The sequence below is a fragment of the Dyadobacter sp. HNCC25DJ186 genome (assembly GCF_056895235.1).
This window is the reverse complement of sequence record NZ_JBXHAS010000004.1, coordinates 36956-58283: the sequence shown is the minus strand read 5'-3', so window position 1 is coordinate 58283 and position 21328 is coordinate 36956. Positions and strand designations below refer to the sequence as shown.

At 41.4% G+C, this 21328-nt stretch carries 15 protein-coding genes; 7 read left to right on the top strand and 8 right to left on the bottom strand.

The window, feature by feature from the left end; genetic code table 11:
• Positions 1-36 precede the first annotated feature (36 nt).
• Positions 37-399 carry a hypothetical protein gene (locus tag AC1XUO_RS14000; RefSeq protein ID WP_483330450.1) on the top strand — a complete coding sequence of 121 codons (363 nt, stop codon included), beginning with the start codon at positions 37-39 and terminating at the stop codon, positions 397-399.
• A gap of 9 nt (positions 400-408) precedes the next feature.
• Positions 409-1071 (top strand): thiamine diphosphokinase, encoded by a 663-nt coding sequence (locus AC1XUO_RS13995; protein WP_483330449.1) that lies wholly within the window; start codon positions 409-411, stop codon positions 1069-1071.
• 4 nt (positions 1072-1075) lie between these two features.
• Here the strand turns inward: AC1XUO_RS13995 and AC1XUO_RS13990 are convergent, their stop codons facing one another.
• The 7 genes from AC1XUO_RS13990 to AC1XUO_RS13960 all read right to left on the bottom strand — a co-directional run bounded on the left by AC1XUO_RS13990 (position 1076) and on the right by AC1XUO_RS13960 (position 14347).
• The gene (locus AC1XUO_RS13990; protein WP_483330448.1) at positions 1076-2707 is read right to left on the bottom strand and encodes a M1 family metallopeptidase; all 1632 of its coding nucleotides are present in this window, start codon (positions 2705-2707) and stop codon (positions 1076-1078) included.
• Between the two features lie 35 nt (positions 2708-2742).
• A complete protein-coding gene (locus AC1XUO_RS13985) occupies positions 2743-3726 on the bottom strand; it encodes a Kelch repeat-containing protein (RefSeq protein ID WP_483330447.1) in 984 nt (327 codons plus the stop codon).
• A 139-nt stretch (positions 3727-3865) separates the two neighbouring features.
• Positions 3866-5242, bottom strand: coding sequence for a glucoamylase family protein (locus AC1XUO_RS13980; RefSeq protein ID WP_483330446.1), 1377 nt, complete (start codon positions 5240-5242; stop codon positions 3866-3868).
• Between the two features lie 42 nt (positions 5243-5284).
• Positions 5285-6631 (bottom strand): glucoamylase family protein, encoded by a 1347-nt coding sequence (locus AC1XUO_RS13975; RefSeq protein WP_483330445.1) that lies wholly within the window; start codon positions 6629-6631, stop codon positions 5285-5287.
• A 151-nt stretch (positions 6632-6782) separates the two neighbouring features.
• Entirely contained in the window at positions 6783-8276 is a 1494-nt protein-coding gene (locus AC1XUO_RS13970) for a RagB/SusD family nutrient uptake outer membrane protein (RefSeq protein WP_483330444.1), read from the bottom strand.
• 13 nt (positions 8277-8289) lie between these two features.
• Positions 8290-11325, bottom strand: a complete 3036-nt coding sequence (locus AC1XUO_RS13965; RefSeq protein WP_483330443.1) for a SusC/RagA family TonB-linked outer membrane protein — start codon at positions 11323-11325, stop codon at positions 8290-8292.
• 166 nt (positions 11326-11491) lie between these two features.
• Positions 11492-14347, bottom strand: coding sequence for a triple tyrosine motif-containing protein (locus AC1XUO_RS13960; RefSeq protein ID WP_483330442.1), 2856 nt, complete (start codon positions 14345-14347; stop codon positions 11492-11494).
• A gap of 82 nt (positions 14348-14429) precedes the next feature.
• Between AC1XUO_RS13960 and AC1XUO_RS13955 the strand changes: the two genes are divergently transcribed.
• Positions 14430-15806 (top strand): hypothetical protein, encoded by a 1377-nt coding sequence (locus AC1XUO_RS13955; RefSeq protein WP_483330441.1) that lies wholly within the window; start codon positions 14430-14432, stop codon positions 15804-15806.
• Between the two features lie 77 nt (positions 15807-15883).
• Here the strand turns inward: AC1XUO_RS13955 and mdh are convergent, their stop codons facing one another.
• A complete protein-coding gene (gene mdh, locus AC1XUO_RS13950) occupies positions 15884-16810 on the bottom strand; it encodes a malate dehydrogenase (protein ID WP_483330440.1) in 927 nt (308 codons plus the stop codon).
• A 193-nt stretch (positions 16811-17003) separates the two neighbouring features.
• On the opposite strand from mdh, the gene AC1XUO_RS13945 reads away from it, so the two are divergent.
• The 4 genes from AC1XUO_RS13945 (at position 17004) to AC1XUO_RS13930 (ending at position 21320) form a co-directional block, all read left to right on the top strand.
• Positions 17004-17435 carry a YkvA family protein gene (locus AC1XUO_RS13945; protein WP_483330439.1) on the top strand — a complete coding sequence of 144 codons (432 nt, stop codon included), beginning with the start codon at positions 17004-17006 and terminating at the stop codon, positions 17433-17435.
• Positions 17436-17504: 69 nt separating this feature from the next.
• Positions 17505-17714: a Sec-independent protein translocase subunit TatA/TatB gene (locus AC1XUO_RS13940; protein WP_137338602.1), complete on the top strand. Its 210-nt coding sequence runs from the start codon at positions 17505-17507 to the stop codon at positions 17712-17714.
• A gap of 91 nt (positions 17715-17805) precedes the next feature.
• Positions 17806-19248 carry an Asp-tRNA(Asn)/Glu-tRNA(Gln) amidotransferase subunit GatA gene (gatA, locus tag AC1XUO_RS13935; RefSeq protein WP_483330438.1) on the top strand — a complete coding sequence of 481 codons (1443 nt, stop codon included), beginning with the start codon at positions 17806-17808 and terminating at the stop codon, positions 19246-19248.
• A 236-nt stretch (positions 19249-19484) separates the two neighbouring features.
• Positions 19485-21320, top strand: a complete 1836-nt coding sequence (locus AC1XUO_RS13930) for a LysM peptidoglycan-binding domain-containing protein (protein ID WP_483330437.1) — start codon at positions 19485-19487, stop codon at positions 21318-21320.
• Positions 21321-21328: the final 8 nt, after the last annotated feature.

Here is a 21328-nt window from a genome sequence, read left to right as displayed (position 1 = left end):
TCACTGAGAATTGCTTATCAACTAACACACGCTCAAATGTACATTGAAGACAGAATTGCACAATTAGAAATTGTATCCGTGGATCAGGGAAAGCAGATTGAAATGATTGCCGACGGGTTAGGGAAACTGACAATCGAGATGCATAAGGGTTTTGCTGAATCTAAAAAGCAAAATGCTTTACTGCGTCATGATATATCACTTTTGCAAAAGGATATGTCCGGCCAAAAAAAGGAAATTGAATCTTTAAAAATCGACGTTGCTGTTATCCAACAGGATTTAAAAGATATCCGTCATGAAATGGACGAGCGCTTTAATTTGATAGATTTAAGATTTGACAAGATGGAAAGTAACTTTAATGGAAAATTTGACTTACTTGTCGAACTCATTAAAGCGAAATAAGTTTAGTAAATGTCTTCACATCATATTATCAGGGAAAAGCAGGAACCTGCACTTATTATCGCCAATGGTGAAGCATGTAGTGAAGAATTGCTTGGGCAATTATTAGAATGGAGTCCGCTGGTCCTGGTTTTAGATCATGCTATTTACCGGGTTCTGGATTTGGGAATTAAAGTAGATGTTTGGCTGGGTGACTTTGATCATAATCATGACTTCGAAGAGATAAGGTCTCGGCAGGACCCAATAAAAATTGTCCATACGCCTGACCAGGAAAAAACAGACCTTGAAAAAGCGATTGATTATTTGGTTGATGAGGGTTTTCCTGCTGCCAATATTGTTTGGGCAACCGGTCGGCGCGCTGATCATGCGATTACGAACATCACCAATCTGGTTCGCTACAAAGAAATTATCCGTCTTGTTTTATTTGATGACTATTCTAAAATCTTTCCATTATCCGGGATTTTTGAAAAGTGGTATGTCGCCGGTACGCCAATCTCCCTAATTCCGGTAGGAATGGTGGAAGGGATAAAGACAGCAGGTTTAAAATATAATCTGAATGACGAAACACTGACGCTCGGTCACCGAACAGGAAATAGCAATGAGGCGGAAACCGATGGTATGGTTCGAATTTCCGCCCGATATGGTGATTTGTTAATTATGGAATGTTGGGATTAAGCCCCTAAACATTCTTTGATTCAACATAAAAATTACGATCTACGGTCAGCGTTTTTTCTCCTTTTGTTTTTAAAGTTTTCCAATTCGTTGTCGGATAAACGAATTGATCCTTTCCATCCGCTAATTTTATTTTTACAGGCATATCAAAACCAGCAATAACATTTGCCCAGCGATACTGAACACTATTTCCTTTGAAAGAATATTCGAGCACAGGGATCCGGGTATCTCTTAAATACTGATCAAATATCTTGCTGATATCACGGCCGGCATTTTTATTGACGTAATCTTCGATCTGCTTTGTTTCTACTGTTTGGTGGTAAAAGGTCTTATTAAGGCCACGTAAAACCTGACGCCACTTTTCGTCATTATTCACAATCTGGCGAATGGTATGCAGCATATTCCCACCTTTGTAATACATGTCCCGGGATCCTTCCTGATTTACATGGTAGGTTCCAATGATTGGAATGTCATTCGCGATCAAGGCCCTTGTGCCGATTACGTAATCAGCCCCGGCTTCTTTGCCATAATAAAATTCAGTATACAAATTCTCCGAATAGTTTGTGAAACTTTCGTGAATCCACATGTCGGCGACGTCCTTATACGTGATATTGTTGGCAAACCATTCATGACCACTTTCATGAATAATGATGAAATCCCATTTTAAACCCCAACCTGTTTTTGATAGATCCCGGCCCAGATAGCCCATTTTATAGCCGTTGCCATAAGTAACCGAACTTTGGTGTTCCATGCCCAGATAAGGTACCTCGACTAACTTATAGCCATCTTCATAAAACGGATATGGGCCAAACCAATGCTCAAAAGCCTTTAACATTTTATTCGCCTGATCGAACTGAACTTTTGCCTTTTCCAGGTTTTCAGGATAGACATAAAAACTTACTGGTAAATCTCCCTTTTCTCCTTTATATGTTTCGCTCCAACTCACATACGGAGCCACGTTCATGTTTACGCCATAATTATTAATTGGATTGACAACGGCCCAATTAAAAGTATGTGTGCCATCCTTATTTTCAACTACACTTCGCAGTTTTCCGTTGGAAACATCCGTCATCGCTTTTGGAACTGTAATACTCACCATCATACTATCCGGTTCGTCATACATGTGATCCTTGCACGGCCACCAAACGCTGGAACCAAGTCCCTGGCAAGAGGTTGAAATAATCGTATTTCCTTTTCCATCCGGGACCCATTGTACGCCTCCATCCCACGGCGGGCGTTTTGCCAATCTTGGTCGTCCAGAGTAAAAGACTTCAATTGATTCTGATTTTCCTTTTTCCTGTTTTTTCGAAAGGGTAATGAAAAAGGCATTTCCGTCTCTCTTGTATGTAAGAGCTTGGTCATCCTGTATCACTTTTTCAATTTGGAGTGGTTCCTGCAAATCCACCTGGATAACTTGTTTAGACTCTAGAACTTTATAGTTGATAACCGTGCTTCCTGATATAGTGCTATCCTTTGCATTTGGTGTCACACGCAAATGGTAATAAGTAAGATCCCACCAGGCTCGCTCAGGCGTTATAGCCCCACGAAGTGTATCGGCATGGGTAAATGCGGTTTGCTTTTGGGCACTCAATAAAAATGGAGTTAAAATGAGGCACAATGACAAGAATTTTTTCAACATTTAATAGGAGATTATAGTACTGAATTTGTGATACACTAGTCTTCAAGAACTTCCATGGCATTTAATTCAGGGCCGCCTCCGCGGTTAGCAGACCCGGCTGCGATATAGACTTTTTTATTGATGGAAACAGCCTGCGTTCCATGGCGTCCCTGTTGCATCGAAGGAAATTTTTCCCATTTCTTAGTCTGTGTGTTAAATGCTTCAACTTCATTATGAGCTTCCACATGGGCGTCACTTTCTCCACCGAGGATCAGAATTCTTTTGCCAAATGCAACTGTTGTATTTCCCGCGCGTTTAGTGGGAATATTGTTTGAAGGATCAAGAGTAGACCATTTCCCGGTTTTGAAATCATAAACGTCAACTTCCGCAATGGTTGTATTTAAAACCTGATTGATCCTTGCCGTAGATAACCTGCCGCCGGCAACGTAAAGTTTATTGTCCACAACGGCAACTTGTATATGATCACGGGGACGGGGAGCTTCGGCCAACTGCTTCCAGGTATTCGTCGCAGGGGCATATTCGTCAAACCATGTTACCTGTCCGTCCCAATGCCCATCCTGAATCCCGCAAACAAGATAAATCTTATCATTGAGCGTGAATGCTCCGGCGGCTCCGCGTCTTCTGTTTTCCGGAATTTCCGGGCCTTTTCGCCACTCATTTTTTACCGGATCAAATATGTAGATATTAGGAATAGGTACTTCATGCGGGTAACTCCCGGTAAAAGCGCCCAATACGTAGATCTCATTTTTATAGGAAACAGCCTGAAAATGGCTCATTTCCATCGGGGTTTTACTTAGCGTAATCCAGGTATCTTTTTTAGGATCATATTCATCAACCGATTTAATACCCCGGCCGCCAAGCAGATAAAGTTTCCCGTTGGCATGGGACATCGCATTTTCATGTCTTTTGTCAGGGAGATTTTCTGGTTCGATGGCCCGCCAGATCTGACCCTTCGCAGAAAAGGCCATCACGTGGATGACCAATAATAATGCTCCGATTTTGTGGAAAATACTTTTCATAAATAGTCCGGATATAAATATTTCCAGGCGTCAACCGACACCTGGAAAACTATTAACTACCATCAAGGTACAATTTATTTTATTATTTTTAAATATTTGTCCTGGTATCCCACACTTGCTAATTTTGGGAAACTACTGATCAATTTTTGCTGATTGATTTTAATGCCGGGCTTTCAAAATTCAGCTTTTTCAAACCATTCTGAACATCCGGATTACTCATGAATAATTTCCATAACAACCCCGTCCGGTAATTTTCGATCATCACAATAATTGGCCCCTGATCGATCGCCAAATGCGATTTTGCATACCAGTTCTGCGACTCATTAAACGCGTCCGTAAATCCGTATTCACTCCAAATTTCATCTCCCAAATCGTCGTAGAAATGACGCAAAGCCTTCATAGATTGTTCAGGCGTATAAGGGAAAGATGATAATGCTGCGGTAGGCGTAATGGTGCCAAAGTCGTTTGTTGGTGAAAAAGCATTGTAGCCATCAAAGGTATCGCTCGCCGTCAGACCCCAGCTGTTCTCTCCATACCCTTTAAATTTTCCCGGATTGGCCACACAATGTTTATAGTTGATCAGCGTATGGTTTACATTTTGTTCCCAATAATTTGCATACTTATCTTTCAGATTGCGTGGATCAAGTCCCAGAAACGAATAATGGGCGAAAAACATAGGGCCTCCAAAATCGAAACCCAGTGGCAGTTTTACACCATAAAATTCTTTTCCATTTTTGAAATGATCACTTTGTGCCCAGCACTTGTCATAAATTTGAGCATTGATAGGATATCTTGGAGACGAGGCGGCCAGAATATAGGTGATCAATGTTTCGTTATAACCTCGTAACTCAAAATTCATCGCCCAGCCGTGATTCGGGCTCCAATGCCAAAACAGCTGATCAGGATTCCCTCTTGTATACCAATCCCATTCTGCCTCATCCCAAATCCCGGTGATCCGGTTTCTCAAATCACGTTCAATATTATTGTTTCCACTGAAATACTGTTTTGCGCAAAGTAAACCCTGAAACAGAAACGATGACTCAACAAGATCTCCTCCATCGTCTTTACGCCCGAAAGGAATAATTTTTCCTGTCCCTCCATTCAGCCAGTGGGGGAATATTCCATGATAATGATCTGCTTTGGACAAAAATTTAACCATCTTTAATAAACGGTTTGATACGGAATCTCTCGGAACCCAGCCACGTTCAGCGGCGACGATCATTGCCATAATTCCAAATCCGGTCCCTCCGGTTGTGACTACCTCATCGCCATAATCGAACGCAACATTGCTCCGTTCTCTGGCCATACCACTTACCGGATGTCCAAATTCCCAGAAATAACGAAAAGTCTGCTTTTGTACCAATTCAAGCAATGCCGTATCGGATAAATTTTTTGGCCTGTTGGCTGGATTAAAGGCGGCGGGAGAAGCAGTATTTTTTTTCTTTTGTGCATGAATATCTGTTGTTGAAAACAGTATCAACGCCAAAATGCTGAATTGAAAAATTATATATCTCATGATAATATAGATTGATTTTTTGTGTCGGAGTAAAAGTCATTGCTACAAATCCGGGCTTTGAAATCCGAGACTTTTCATGCCTGTTTTTATTTCGGGATTACTCATAAACAGATTCCAAAGTAATTGACTGCGATGGTTTTCAATCATGATAATGATCGGTCCCTGATCAATTGCCAGGTAAGACGTCGCGAACCAGGGTTGTTGTAAAGAAAATGCATCGTAAAATCCGTAGTCTCCCCAAATCTTATCACCCAGTTTATAGTAGAAAAATCTGAGCGCTTTCATGGATTCATCTGGCGTGTAAGGAAAGGAAGATAACGCGGCCGTTGGGGTGATCACGCCCTTGTCGTTTGTTGGCGAGTTTGCGTTGTATCCATCAGGAACATCGCTTGCAGTCAATCCCCAGCAATTCTCGCTGTAGCCGTAATATTTAAGCGGATTTGTCTTGCAGTAATTGAAGTTTATTAATGTATGAGCTCGATTTTGGTCCAGATAATTGGTGTATTTGTCGGTTAGTCCTGTCGGGTTTAGCCCTAAGAAGGAATAATGGGAAAAGAATAACGGACCACCGTAAGGATTACCTAAGGGCAATTTTATTCCCTCGTAACTGTTGCCATTAACAAAAGAACCGTTGCCAGTCCAGCCATTTTCATATACCGTTTTAGAAATAGGATGCGTCGGGGATGAGGCTGCCAAGGCATACGTGATCAGGCATTCGTTCCAGCCTTTAATCGGAAGATTCATATCCCAGCCATATGTCGGGCTCCAGTGCCAATAAAGTAGGTCTTCATTATTCTTTCTAAACCAGTCCCATTCCACGCCGTGCCAGATGGCATTGATATCACTTCTCAATGCAAGTTCTGACGCATCGTCACCATCAAAATATTGGCGTGCTGTTAACAGTCCCTGAATCAAAAAGGAGGTTTCAACCAAATCGGCTCCGTCATCCTTCGTGCTGAATGGCACAACTGCGCCGGTTGAACCATTTATCCAATGCGGAAAGGCACCATGAAATTTCTGGGTATTATTTTTCAAGAAAGTGACCATCTTATGCAATCGCTCCAACCCCTGGGCTCTTGTGATAAATCCCCGTTCAATGGCTACTGGAATCGTCATAATTCCAAATCCGCTTCCGCCTGATGTTACTATTTCGCCGGATGTATTTCTTTCTCTTGCCAGGCCGCTAACCGGATGTCCAAAATCCCAGAAATATCTGAAAGTTTGTTTTTGCACCAGAGTCAAAAGTGCATCATCCGTAATCCTGGGGAATTTATCTGTTGTGTCAATTTCAAAAGTTGAAGGTACGATAACTTCGGGTGCTTCAACTTTGTCATTTTTGCAACCGAACGCTGCGAAAAATAAGCAAATAATAACAAGATAATTTTTCACGGCTTACTCGATTATTGATGAAGATTTCATGGAACAAATAAAGCGCGCCACAAACGGTAGAACATAAATAACCCGCAGAACGATGTTCCTGAATATCAGAAATCTGAATTCTTTCATCACCCTGCGGGCTGGTTTAAATTTTTGCTAGCTTTTAGTAGCCGGTATTTTGGGTCAAGATGCCACCACTGAGATCAATCTCGGTTTGCGGAATCGGCCAAACTTCGTTTTTATTGGCTTGCCAACCTTTTGGTCCGAAAACTTCGGTTCCTCTTCCCTGACGGATCACATCGAAATAACGATCAAATTCCAAAGCCAATTCAGATTGGCGTTCGCGCCAGATAGCTCTTTGTAGCGCAGTTTTTTCCGTAGTCGTAACTTTTGGTAAAACCGTGGTACTTGCGCCTCTAGCTCTTGCACGAACCAATTCAAGCGATGCCAGAGCCTCGGTCGTTTTACCTAACTCATTAGCAGCCTCTGCATTCATTAATAAAACATCAGCATAACGGATCACGCGTACATTTTGCTGAGCACCTTCATTGAATCCTGAAACGAACAGGTTAAAAGGCACATAGGATTTTTGGTTATACATGGTGTTGTCACCCGTTGCCGCTATTACATCACCGGCAGGTGTTGTCTCTCCCCTGAAAATAATCGTTGCATCTCTTCTTGGATCGCCCGTTTCGTAACTTGCGGCCAGTTCTTTTGTTGGCACATTGAAGCCCCATCCGCCCCCAACGACGCCCCTTACACCCTGAACCTGGGAATATTGGGAATTTGAAGCATCTCTATTTTCAAGTACCAATTCGTTTTGAATCTCAAAAATTGACTCAGACGAATTTTCATTTTGGATCCTGAACAATTGCTCGTAATTCGGGAAAAGCGAATATTGTCCGGAAGCCATCACCTGGGAAGTCAAGTCATAAACCTGCTGCCATTTTTGCTGATACATCGAAACCTTTGCATGTAACGAAAGCGCAGCACCTTTGGTAACACGACCCAGATCTGATGCACCATAACTTGCAGGCAAAACCGCCGTGGCTTCTGTCAGATCTTTTTCAATGGCTGCATAAACTTCTGCCTTGGGAGTACGCGGCAGGTTATATTCTTCCGTCCCGGCGGGTACGGTCAGTCTCAACGGAATATCGCCAAAAGCGCGGACTAATCTGAAATAGGAATAGGCCCGGATAAATTTCGCCTCAGCCAGATAACGGTCTTTTAACGCAGCTGTCATTTCTATCGCAGGCACATTATCCAATATCTGGTTGGCATAATTAATATTCTGGTATTGAGCGCTCCAGAATGCTCCTAACTGCCCTTCAGTTGAGCCAACAGAAAAGTTGTCATACGTATTAAAAAAGGTTGCATCAGATGCGCTGCTTCCTTTTTCAGTTTCGTCAGATCCAATACTTTCTACGGCAATCGCACCGAAAGCAGTATTTCCAAAAGATCTCAGGTTTGCGTACATGGCATTCACTGCTTTTGTAGCGTCGTCTCCATTTTGCCAAAAGACATCGCCTGACTGTTTTCCTTGCGGATCAGTATCCAGAAAACTATCCTGGCATGCCGACGGCAACAGCAGCAGCGAAGCCAGGCTAGCATAAAGCCCGAATCTGCCCAACCTGTTTTTAAAATCTATATTTTTCATATTATTAGTTGTCTTAGAAAGTAACATTTATACCAAAGTTGTAGGTTGCTGACAACGGATAAACATTGGCGTCTATACCTGCCTGAGTAGGTTTGTTGTCTGTTGCAGTGATCTCCGGAGAAAGCCCTTTGTATTTGAAAAAATTAAGCGCGTTTTGTGCGTTGGCATAAATTCTAAGCTTTTTCAGTTTCAAACGTTCAGTCACTTTGGCAGGCAGACTGTATCCTAATTGTGCATTTCTAACTCTGAAATAACTTCCGCTTTGAACGAAAAATGAGTTAGGAAGATAATTAGAACCTCCACCGATATTAGCCGAAGGATAAGTATTGGAAGTTCCTTCTCCATGCCAGCGGTTGTCGAAGTAATCTTTCGTGAAATTTTCATTTCCATAACGCCATCCGATATTGGCATTATAAATATCAACTTTGGCAACACCCTGGAAGTCAAGCATCAAATCAAACCATTTGTAGTTCCAGCTTGTATTGATACCATAGGTATATTTTGGATTTGGATTTCCGATAACCTGACGATCAAGGCCAGTGATGTTTCCATCAGGGGTACCTGCTGAACCGCTGATATCGCGGTATCTGAAATCTCCCGGTTTAGCCGTTTTTTGTGCTGATCCGTCTATTTCTGTCTGGTTTTGGAAAATTCCGTCAACGATATATCCATAGAAAGAACCGATAGGATCGCCAACTCTCGTTCTTGTTGCCAGTGCACCTCCGGTTAGGCCAACACCACCGTCATAGATTGGATTGGCACCCGTAGAAACAGCCAGTACTTTATTGTTGTTGATACTTCCATTGACACCGATACTGTAAGACAGGTCGTCTCCGATTTGGTCATTCCAGTTAATAGCGGCTTCAAAACCCTTGTTTTGGAAATCAGCCTGGTTTCCTATGATCTTGCCGCTCGCGGTTCCGATTGATGTTAACACAGGAAGATCAAAAATAGCTCGTTCGGTTTTTTTAGTATAGTAATCCAATTCAAAACTCAAACGGTTCTTCAACAAGGATGCTTCAATACCAATGTCCGTTCCTACACCGCGTTCCCAAACCGTCACTGGTGGAATGATTGAATTGATACTGGCTCCGGTATTTACCGTTCCGCCATAAATTGCAGCCAAATTACCACCTGTTGCTACTGTCAGCGTTGACAAGTTTGAAGGAACTGATGCGTTACCGATTTTACCCCAGCTCGCACGTAATTTCAAGTTATCAAAAATCTTCTGATCACCCATGAAAGCTTCATTGCTGATCACCCAGCCGGCACCTACCGACGGGAAATATCCCCATGCATTGCCGCCCTGATAAAATTTAGAAGAACCATCCGCTCTTAAAGAAGCATTTAAAAGATAACGATCTGAAAAACCGTAATTAACACGTCCGAAATATGAGGAATACGTTGCTAAATCTCCTTCATCAACAACATTTCGGCCATCAACATTACCCAAAGTCAGATATAGATCACCTTCGCTTGCGTAAGGTACATCACGAGCGGAGGCTGTCAATTTGTAGGACTGATCGCGTTGCGCAGATTGACCAAGAAGAGCAGTGATTGAATGGTTACCGATTTCTTTGGTATAAGTCAGCGTGTTTTCAAAAATCCAGTAACGTGCTTGCGGACGCGTAAATGTCAAAAGGCTGTTTGTATTGCGCTGCGCAACTGTTGCTGCATAAACCGGCAAATACGATCTCGTTTCATCCTGTGAGTAACGACCGCCAAGACTTGTTTTAAAAGTAAAGTTTTTCAAAAAGGACAATTCTGCATACGCATTGGCAGTAAGGAGCGTCTTTTTTGTGTTTTGGTTAAAATAATCAATTGTAACCTGTGGATTGAAATTAGCGCCATCACCTAGGTTTAACTTTGAAGGATCACCATAGGTTCCGTCAGCATTATAAACCGACAGAGCCGGAGATGCTGCATACAATTGTCTGAAAATTCCTCCTGCCTCATCTTGCGATTTGCTGAAAGCACCTGTTGCAGTATACCCAACTCTCAGATTTTTAGAAACCTGAAAATCGTTTTGGAAACGTGCCGTATAACGTTTGAAGTTGTTTTTTTCTACAATACCGTCTTGCTTCAAATAACCCAGCGATAAATTGTAGGTAGATTTTTCTCCACCGCCGCTCACTGAAATCTGATGGTTGGTAATGAACGCATCTCGAAGAATTTGTTTATACCAATCCGTACCTTCGCCATAATTCGATGGGTTCAGAATCTGCTGTCCGCCATTAATCGCGCTTAATTCATTGATCACTGTGGCATATTCGTTCGCATTAGCCATTTTAATCTGATTTGTCACTTTCTGCATACCGACAAATCCATTATAATCAACAACGGCCTGTCCCGATTTTCCTTTCTTGGTAGTGATCAAAACGACACCGTTGGCCGCACGGACACCGTAAATAGACTGGCTGGATGCATCTTTCAGGATATTCATGCTTTCAATATCTGCCGAATTAAGGAAACTGATATCATCAAACCAGACACCATCGACAACATAAAGCGGGTTAGGACTACCGTAAGCTGTACCAACACCCCGGATGCGGATTTGGGGTGCAGCACCTGGTTTTCCTGAGTTATTTACCTGAACACCCGCAACTTTTCCCTGAAGACCACTGACCGGGTTGATAGAAGACTGTTTGGCAATTTCAGCTCCCTTGATTGAAACCACTGACCCAGTCACATCCACTTTTCTTTGAGAACCATAACCTACAACAACCACCTCATTTAAGGCACGTGCATCTTCCGCAAGCGCGACGTTGATAACGGAATTTGAGCCGACTGTTATTTCCTGCGATGTCATACCAATCATGGATATTACAAGCACAGATGATGCCGAAGGGACCTTGATATTAAAACTACCATCTACATCAGTAGGAACACCGGTTGTAGTTCCTTTTAGTAATACACTGGCTCCCGGAAGTCCGGAGCCGTCTGCTGCTGAGGTGACCTTACCTGTAATGTTGATTTCCTGCGCGAAGGCCATTGTGCTTACGCATGCAAAAAAAATCAGCAAGTACAGCGATCGTACATTTGCTTTCATTGGTCGTTAGTTAGCTATTGAACTTTATGAAGATTAAATTGTCTTCAAAGCTAGCTACATAAACTAACTATTGTCAAAAATCCGACTACATCACCACTACATCAATGAGAATAATGCAACAAAATATATCATTTAATTGCAAAAATATTAGTTTTGTCTCAGCATTTCATACATCCATCATGTACGCAGTCAGGTTAAGATCGCTGCCTAAATCCAGCTTTTTACGAAGCCTGTAACGTTTGATTTCAATTCCTCTTACAGAAATTCCCAGGACAGGGGCCATTTCCTTGCTCGATAAATTCATTCTGAGACATGCTGCAAGACGAAGTTCTGAGGGTGAGATGGCCGGACAAATATTTTTCAATCGCTTGAAAAATTCGTCGTGCACTTCGTTAAAATTTTCTTCAAATAACACCCAATCGTCTTTACCAGCTACATTTCTTTCAATGCTGTGCAGTAATTTTTGATAGTGAATATTGGGTAACTGCTGCCCGAGTTCCTGCTTCACTTGTTGCAGTTCGTCACGGATTTCCTGGAGAATTTCGTTTTTCTTTACAACGTTGATTGCAACATTGCTCAACTGCTGACTTTTGTTTTTTATTTCGCTCTGAAGATTTTCATTACGAATCTCAATGATTCTACGTTCATTTATTAATTTCTGTTGCCTTAACTTTTCTTCCTGCTCTTCAAGTAACTTTTGTTGATGCCTGGCAAGTCTCTTCTCTTGAAAAATGATGATTCCGGTCAATATTGCAGCAGCTAATAGAACAAAAAACAGTCGGGCCCAAACGGTTTCATACCAGTAGGGAGTTACAACAAAATGGTAAGCCGTAATTTCATCATTCAAACTCGTCTTTATTTCAAACGTATATGTATCAGACTCGAGATTTGTATATTCAACATAACTTTTATCTGTCCATTCCGACCATTGTTCTGAAAGTCCTATTAGCCTGTATTTATATTGCACATCCTGACCAAAAACAGGCAAGGTGTACATAATTCTTACAGACCTCACATCGATTGGTAGGGTAGCTCTGTCCGTTACTTCAAATACTTCGTCAAGATTTCGAAGGTTGAGAACCTTTCTGATCAACGGCCTGAAAGGTACTGAAGCCGGATGTTCTTTCTTTCTGCGATCGTATAACGCATATCCATTGTCAAGGCAAAAGAAATAGTGCTGGTTTGAAAGTGGAATGATGGTTTCACTGTTTCGCACAAGGGATAATTGCAGGGTGTGTGGTTCATTATGGCTGTAAAAAATAACCCTGTTTGGATAGATCTTAAACCAGTTGTCATCTACACCAGACCGGATTTTAAATTCCTCATCCCCGTTACCCAGATTTTTATAGGGTATAAGAACATTTTTGCTGTCAGGCTGGAAAAAAGTATTTCCTGATCTGACGAGTACTGTTCCGCGCCATGGGATAATCTCAGTGGCAAACTCACTGGGAATATCAAGTGGTGCCTTATATTCTTTCCAGGATATAGCTGAATCAAGTGTTGGGTTTAAAATGACATGGTACAATCCACGATAGGCATGAGCGATCCAGAATGATCCGTCTTTGGTGCGGACGATTTGTTTGGCAGGGATTGGCGGAATTCCTTTGATGGAGTATTGATAAGTCCATTGCCCCCTCTTGTTTTTTTTATAACTGTGCAAACCGGTATAAGAACCTTGTAATAATATTGTGTCCTTTTTTGTAACTACCGGAAGAAATTGCCATCCGCCATTAACAGCAGATATTTTAGTGATACCATTTTCCTCAATTCTGAAAGTTGCGTCATTGTGGCCGCATAACAATTGCCCATTTACAACTTTCAAAGTCCAGGTTTGTCCTTCCAAGCCACGAATGGCGCGGAATGGCTCAGAAGACATCCATTTTTTTACAAAAACCCCATTATTAGATCCGACGTATAATTTCCCCTTCCAAACAGCGGCAGCGTACGTTGATCCAAGCGGATTGTCGTTCGTTTGATATGAAATAAACGGAGATGCAAGTTTGATAAGATCAATTCCCTGGTCGAGACCGAGCCACAAGTGCTGGCCGCGATCTTCAAAAAGTGAAAGAATGGTATTGTTTTGCAGTCCGTTTTCTTTCCGGAAATGAAATTTTAAATTTCCGTCCTTATCTATAACATAGAGACCTTTTGATATGGACCCAAATGCATAACTGCTGTCGATGCTCAACGAAACGGCTTTATTGATGATATTTTGTTTGAGTTCACCAGCCAGGGGTATTTTCCATTCTGTAAAATTTTTGCCATTCCAAATGAATAACCCATGTTTTGTGGTGGTGATTAAAACGCTGTTTCCTGAAAAAGGCAGAATACTTGAAACGACCGTCGATGCGAAAAACTCCGATCCTTTCAACATCACAAAGTTATTTCCAATTAATTCATAGATCCCTTTGTTCAGAAAATGTACATACAATCTGCCTCTAACATTTCGCATGAACATAAAATTGTCTTTTGTTTTCAGCTCTGTTATTCTCTTTCCGTCATAACGATAGATGCGGGCGAAGGATTGGAAATAAATATTTTCCCCATCTTTCAGTATATGCCAAATTTCTTCAGTTTGTAAACTTTTAAAATTGGCTGCCTTACTCAAAGAATGGTATATCAGCTGACCCTTAATTGTTTTCTTCCAGTACCCAAATTCAGAATAACCTCCGACATAAATTCTCGATTCACCGTTGGGCGTCGTATCACACAATACCGCCCTGACAATCTGGCGATTTGGGAAGGGATATAATTTCCAGGCAGCACCGTCATATTCTAGTAAACCATCTGAATTTGCCGTATAAATGATTTGATCTTTACTTTGATCAATCGCCCAGTTTTGGTTGTGGGCCTTATAAATCGTGTTGGGGAAATTCACAAGCGGAGGTGTCTCTTGTGCAAATGCACCAGAAAGTAACACAAATAAAAGGAGTAAAACCCCGTTTAACCTATGCTTATGTTTTGTAATATGATAGTAAAAAGGAGTGAAATATCCTTCTCCTTTCTCCACGGGGAAAATCATTTTAACTGGTTTTTTTATAATTTTTAATTAATTATTCAGGGTAAGATACGCTATTCGTATCTGAAAAAAATAACGCATGGGAATGAAAAAAGTACTTTGTTTGGTTTTATTGGCTTCATCCGTCGCAATCGCACAGATTAAAACTGTTGATGAAAATAACAAGCCTGATATCCGATATAACCTTAATCCGTCCGGATCACATTACGTGAAATTTACCTTTACCAATCAGGTCTGGCTTCGCCTTAATGATAACAATCCCGGAACAACTGTTCTCAGTGATCCAGCTGCTCAAACATTTGATATTGGGTTGAGGCGGACACGAATGCAATTATTCGGACAAATTACTGACAGAGTATTTTTTTATACACAGTTTGGTCTTAACAACTTTAATAAAACAAATGGTTTCCCGGGGTACAATACTTCCGGTACGCCAAGTAACCGAAAAGTTGCTGCATTTTTTCACGATGCAGTTGGGGAATATGAAGTGCAAAGAAAAGGAAATAGTTTTATTCGTTTTGGTGGAGGTCTGACCATCGTTAACGGCCTGTCCCGGTTTTCGCAGCCTAGCATAGGGACGATCATGACAATGGATGTACCAATTTTTGCACAGGCCACTGTGGATCAGACAGATCAGTTTTCAAGAAAACTTGCTGTTTACAGCCGTGGGCAAATTGGTAAGATCAATTATCGTGTCAGTATTGCAGACCCTTTTCCAGTTGAGACAAGCGGTGGAGTTCCTGCTTTGTTGGGTACTAATGCTGTGTTTGCACAAAAGAAACATAAGATGCAATTGGATGGATTATTGATCTACAACATTTTTGATACTGAAGACAACACCACCCCGGGATATATGACAGGGACGTATCTCGGAAAGCGGAAAGTTTGGAATATAGAAGCGGGATTTATCGGGCAGAAAAATGCGACTTGGAGAAAAGAAGGGGGTGACACTTTATATAACAGCATGAATTTATGGTCAGTTGCTTCATATCTGGATATGCCGATCAGCAAAGACAAAGGAACAGCCGTGTCTGCTTATCTGGGTTATTTTTATACTGATTATGGTAAAGGATACCTTCGCTACAATGGCAGCATGAATCCTGCAACCGGTACCAGTTTACCAATTACAGGCGTCAGCGGAACACATGGAAATGCTTATCCGATGTTTGGAACGGGCAATGTGGTTTATGCTCAGGCTGGATATAAATTTAAGGATGGATTACTTGGAAGTCAGGGAACCCTTATGCCGTTTGCTTCTGTGCAGCATTCAGATTACGAACGTTTAAAAGATCCAATCAATCTTTATAATGTTGGTCTTAACTGGATTATTAAGGGGAGTAACGCAAAGTTGACTTTAAACTACGAAAACCGCCCGGTTTATAAAAACGGGCCGGAAGTCAATGAGTTAGTGAAAGACGGAAGAAAAGGTTCGTGGATTTTGCAGTATCAGATTTCTATATAATCCTTTGAGAAAAAAATATTTAAAGAAAAAATAGAGAAGTCAACTAAGAAAAAGGTTGACTTCTCTATTTTGTTTAATTAGAAAGTAAGAGCGCCGTTCATCGCACGAACTGCTTCCGCTGATTTTTCATAAGCGGCTTTTTCCGCGTCGCTCAGGCGGAGATTGATGATTTTCTCCCAGCCATTACGGCCCAGAACAACAGGAACACCCATACAAATATCTTTCTGCCCGTATTCACCGTTCAAATAAACTCCGCAGGGAACGATACGTTTTTGGTTGCGTACAATGCTTTCAACCATCATAGCAGCCGCTGCGCCCGGTGCATACCAGGCTGACGTGCCGATTAACTTTGTCAATGTTGCTCCGCCAATCATCGTATCTGCTGCGATTTGTTCCAATTTCTCAGCAGACAGAAAACGGCTTACGGGTATACCGTTATAAGTTGCCAGACGTGTCAAAGGAATCATGGTTGTGTCGCCATGCCCGCCGATCACCATTCCATGAATATCACTTGGAGAAACATCCATCGCAAGCGCCAGGTACGTTTTGAAACGGGCGCTGTCCAAAGCACCCCCCATACCGATGATGCGTTTTTTGGGAATATCAGCTTCTTTGAAAGCAAGATAAGTCATTGTATCCATAGGATTGGAAACAACGATGATGATGGCCTTTGGTGAATATTTTAAAACATTTTCAGTTACGGATTTTACTATGCCGGCATTGATTCCTATCAATTCTTCGCGTGTCATGCCAGGTTTGCGAGGGATACCCGATGTGATTACCACCACGTCAGAACCTTTTGTTTTTTCGTAGTCATTGGTTGAGCCAACCGGCTTGGTATTAAAACCAAGCAATGCAGCTGTCTGATACATATCCAATGACTTTCCTTCACTCACACCTTCTTTGATATCCAGCAACACTAATTCTTCCGCCAATTCGCGACGAATGATATTGTCGGCTGTGGTTGCACCCACGGCGCCAGCGCCTACGACAGTAATCTTCATAAAAAAATGTATTTAATTGTGTAAAAATTAATGTTTTGAAATATACCCTAAAAATAGGTTACATAATTTGTTAAAACCACTCACGGATTTAAATTTTGTTTAAAAACTGTTATGCTTTGATCCATAATGCAATTTTTTACGTAATTAGATAGTTATATTGGCATTTCAAACCACTTTTTCTTTACTTAGGGAAATGAACAATGAATCATTGATAGCAAAAATTTTAAAGTCTGTTTTTTTTAAAAAGGCAACAGGTAAAGCAGGTAGGTATGCGAGTAACACAAGTCGTCTCGTTGAGCTGGTCGGTCAGGTAGTAAGTAAATTAAAGCATGTTGGATTTAAAGGAAATCTGGCGGAGTTTCAGGGTAGTGTTGGAATACTGGTTCGTATGGTTAAGGCATATTCTTCCGGGGCATACAGAACACTTCCGTGGAAAAGCCTTGTTTCGATCGTTGCAGTCCTAATCTATTTCGTTTCTCCAATTGACCTTATTCCTGATTTTCTGCCAGTTATAGGAATCGCAGATGATTTCGCCCTGGTTTTGTGGCTAATTAAGACTTTGGGCAATGATATTGCTAAATTTAGTGAATGGGAAAAGAACGAAAAAACAATTAATATCGGATAAAGTGTCTGATTATTTTAGTTCTTTTCGAAATAATAAGTATTTTTGTAAACATATAATCAAAGAATAGATATGGAATCAGTAACTGTTTTAGGTGGAATTATGGGGTTAGGTGGACAAGAGATTTTTCTGGTAGCCTTGTTTGTTTTGCTATTCTTCGGTGCGAAGAAAATTCCTGAGTTGATGCGTGGTTTAGGTCAGGGTATCAACGAATTTAAGAATGCTACGAAAGACGTAAAAGAGAATATTGAGAAAAGCATGGAAGATACTACCACAAAGTAGTCTTTCCATTGTATTGAGTATATAACAGAGCCGTTTAGTAAATACTTAATGGCTCTGATTCTTTATTTATTACCCGCCAAAAATAATAACGTTGAAAGAGTACCCGACGCTAACCGATATACAAAATGATTTGCGTGGAGGAGGTTTAACCTGCGTGCAGTTGGTGAGTCATTACTTGGAAAGGATTGAGTCCAATACCCATTTAAATGCTTTCGTTGATGTCTATTCAGAAGAAGCACTTCGCTTTGCAGCTGAAATTGACATAAAAATTCAGAATGGAAATGCTGGTCGGCTTGCCGGACTGGTCATTGGCTTGAAAGATGTGCTCGCTCACAAAGGACACGCGGTTCAGGCCGGAAGTCAGATTCTGAATACCTACCATTCCCCTTACACCGCGACCGCAGTTCAGCGTCTTTTAGACGAAGATGCCATTGTAATCGGTCGTCAGAATTGTGACGAGTTTGCCATGGGTTCTTCAAACGAAAACTCATCGTTTGGTCCAGTTCTTAACGCGGCTGATAATTCTAAAGTCCCTGGTGGTTCTTCCGGCGGATCGGCGGTTGCTGTTCAGGCAGGGTTGTGTCACGCCTCATTGGGAAGTGATACGGGTGGTTCTGTTCGTCAGCCGGCTGCTTTTTGTGGAGTTGTTGGCGTTAAGCCTTCGTATGGCCGTGTCTCACGCTGGGGACTTCTTGCTTACGCTTCCTCATTCGATTGCATTGGGCCAATCACTAAAAGCGTTGAAGATGCTGCCCTGATCCTGGAAATCATGGCGGGTGCTGACGCATTTGATAGTACTGTGTCCGCAAAAGGCGTTCCCGCTTACACCAAAAACCTTGATTGGGATGGGAAAGCCAGAATTGGATATATTCGTGATACGATTGAAAATGAGGCGATAGCTCCTGAAATCAGGGAACATACGCTGGATCTTTTAAACCGGCTTCGCGCCCAAGGTCATGAGGTTACACCAGTCGAAATGCCGCTTCTGGATTATTTATTACCGACTTATTATATTCTGACAACCGCCGAAGCCAGCTCCAACCTATCGCGATTTGATGGCGTAAGATATGGCAGCAGATCTGCCGAAACAGGCGACTTAGAAGCTCTTTATAAAAATACGCGTACTGAAGGTTTTGGAGAAGAAGTAAGGAGAAGGATATTATTAGGTACTTTTGTTTTAAGTGCCAATTATTACGACGCATACTATACCAAGGCGCAACGCGTTAGAAGGTTAGTGCGGGAAGAAACTGAAAGATTTTTTGAAAAATTTGATTTTCTTATTTCACCTGTTACACCAACCACAGCATTTACGATAGGAGAGAAGACAGATGATCCTCTACAGATGTATTTAGCCGATATTTTCACAGTACAGGCCAATGTCGTAGGTAATCCTGCCATCTCCATACCTAATGGTTTTGACAAAAATGGTATGCCAATTGGGATACAGATCATGGCTCCTTTCTTCAAAGAAGAGAAGATGCTTTCTTTTGCTAATCATCTTTCTTTAACTTTGAAAGAAAATATTGAGGCATAAAAGATCATCAGGTAAATAATTTTTTAGCTGATTTTTCGTAAGTATTTAAATGACGGCAGTTTCATTTTTACATTATTACCAATAATCAGAATAAAAGAACTGTGCCTGAGACCCTGATTTCTGAAATAATTTCGGAAATCGCTAAAAATTAAGATAGTTATTTTCATAAGGTATTCATCATCAGACGTTGACTATTTGATAACAGGAATCGCTAACCCATCAAAAAGCTTTAATTAATGAGGATTTCAAAAAGAGTATTGTGGCTTGGAGCCGTGTGTTTAGGGATGTGGGATTCGCCGGTGATGGCGACAATACAAAGAGAGAAATTAGAAGTTATTGAACCGGACACCCTTGGGATCGCTGCTGAGGCAGACGAAAACATAGAAGTTCCTGCGCTTCCGACAGTTGAAGAAATAGGTTTAACGCCTGCGATCCCTGAAGAACTACTCCGTGAGCGGTTCGCAAAATTGGAAAAGTCGATTCCGCTGACGTATCACAAGTCGTCGCATGAATTTGTCGAGTATTTTATATATAAAAAGACAAATTTTACCATCACCATGATGGAAAAAATGCCGTTATACTTTCCCTTATTTGAAAGAACACTTCAAAAGTACGGCTTGCCTACAGAGCTAAAATATCTGTCCATGATTGAGTCAGGTTTGAATCCAACGGCACTTTCACGGGTAAGAGCTGGTGGACTTTGGCAGTTTATGCCTGCAACAGGCCGCGAGTTTGGGTTATATCAGGATAGTTATGTTGATGAGCGTTTTGAACCTGCTAAGGCAACGGATGCAGCGTGTAGATATCTAAAACAACTTTACAGGATATTTGGAGACTGGGAGCTGGCTTTGGCTTCATATAACACAGGCCCTGGAAATGTGAAACGAGCGATGCGCCGTTCTCATGGAACTACTTTTTGGGGAATTTATAATGCCCTTCCAAAAGAAACGAGATCTTATGTTCCGCAGTATGTAGCGATGAACTACATGATGAATTATGGTAATGACCATGGCGTGTACGCTCAAAATCCGGAATATCAGATACCGAACGATACAATCCATATCAATGGTTATATCAACCTTGCAACTTTTTGTCAACAAAGCGGAATTGATTTTGCGGAGCTTAACAAACTGAATCCACAGTTGACAAAGACCATGCTTCCTGAGCAGACGCGAGATTTTGTTCTAAAAATACCAAGCGTTAAATATACTTATCTGGTTAGTAACAGAAGTGTAATTATGGATTCCTGCACACGCAGATATATCCCGGCCGGAGCAGTATTAGCCAGTCTTGATAATTCAAAAGGAGCTTTTCCTTATGCTTATGTAAACGGAGACGAAGAAGGCCAAGAATTTGAAGGCAACACGAAAGTGGTTTCTAAAAAATCTTCTCACACGGTTAAAAGAGGAGAAACGCTTCAATCTATTTCAAGAAAATACCGTGTTCAGGTTGCCGAGCTGAAAAGGTGGAACCGCCTTCGCAGAAGTTCATTACAGAGAGGACAGCGTTTGGTAGTTTACAAAGATGTAAAAGTTACAATACGGCCGACCCTTATCGCTTCAAAAAATGTAGAAAAGGAAGTGGTTAAACCAGATACGACTGTTGAAACAACTTTGGCATCGAACGAAGAGTCGGAGGATACAAATGAGAATGATCAGGAAGAGCCTGTTGTTGTTTCAAAAATTAAACAAAAGAAATCTTCACATACGGTAAGACGCGGAGAAACGCTTGAATCTATTTCAAAAAAATATCATGTCGAAATTGCTGAATTAAGAAAATGGAATGGCATACGCAGAAGCGCGATACAGAGCGGTCAAAAACTAGTTGTTTACAAAGACATTAAGGAAGTATCTCCTGCTATGTTGGCTTCCTCTGCAAAAACGCAACAGGCACAAAAGGAAGAGTCAAGAAGATCAAGAAATATCAAAATGCGTTACCATACTGTTCAGCAGGGTGACACGCTTTGGAACATTTCCCTGCGTTATGGATTACCGATTGATTATTTGAAAAAGGCAAATAAGATCAGAGGAAATGAAATAAAACCTGGTATGAAACTCATCGTTTCAAGCTAGAACAGCTA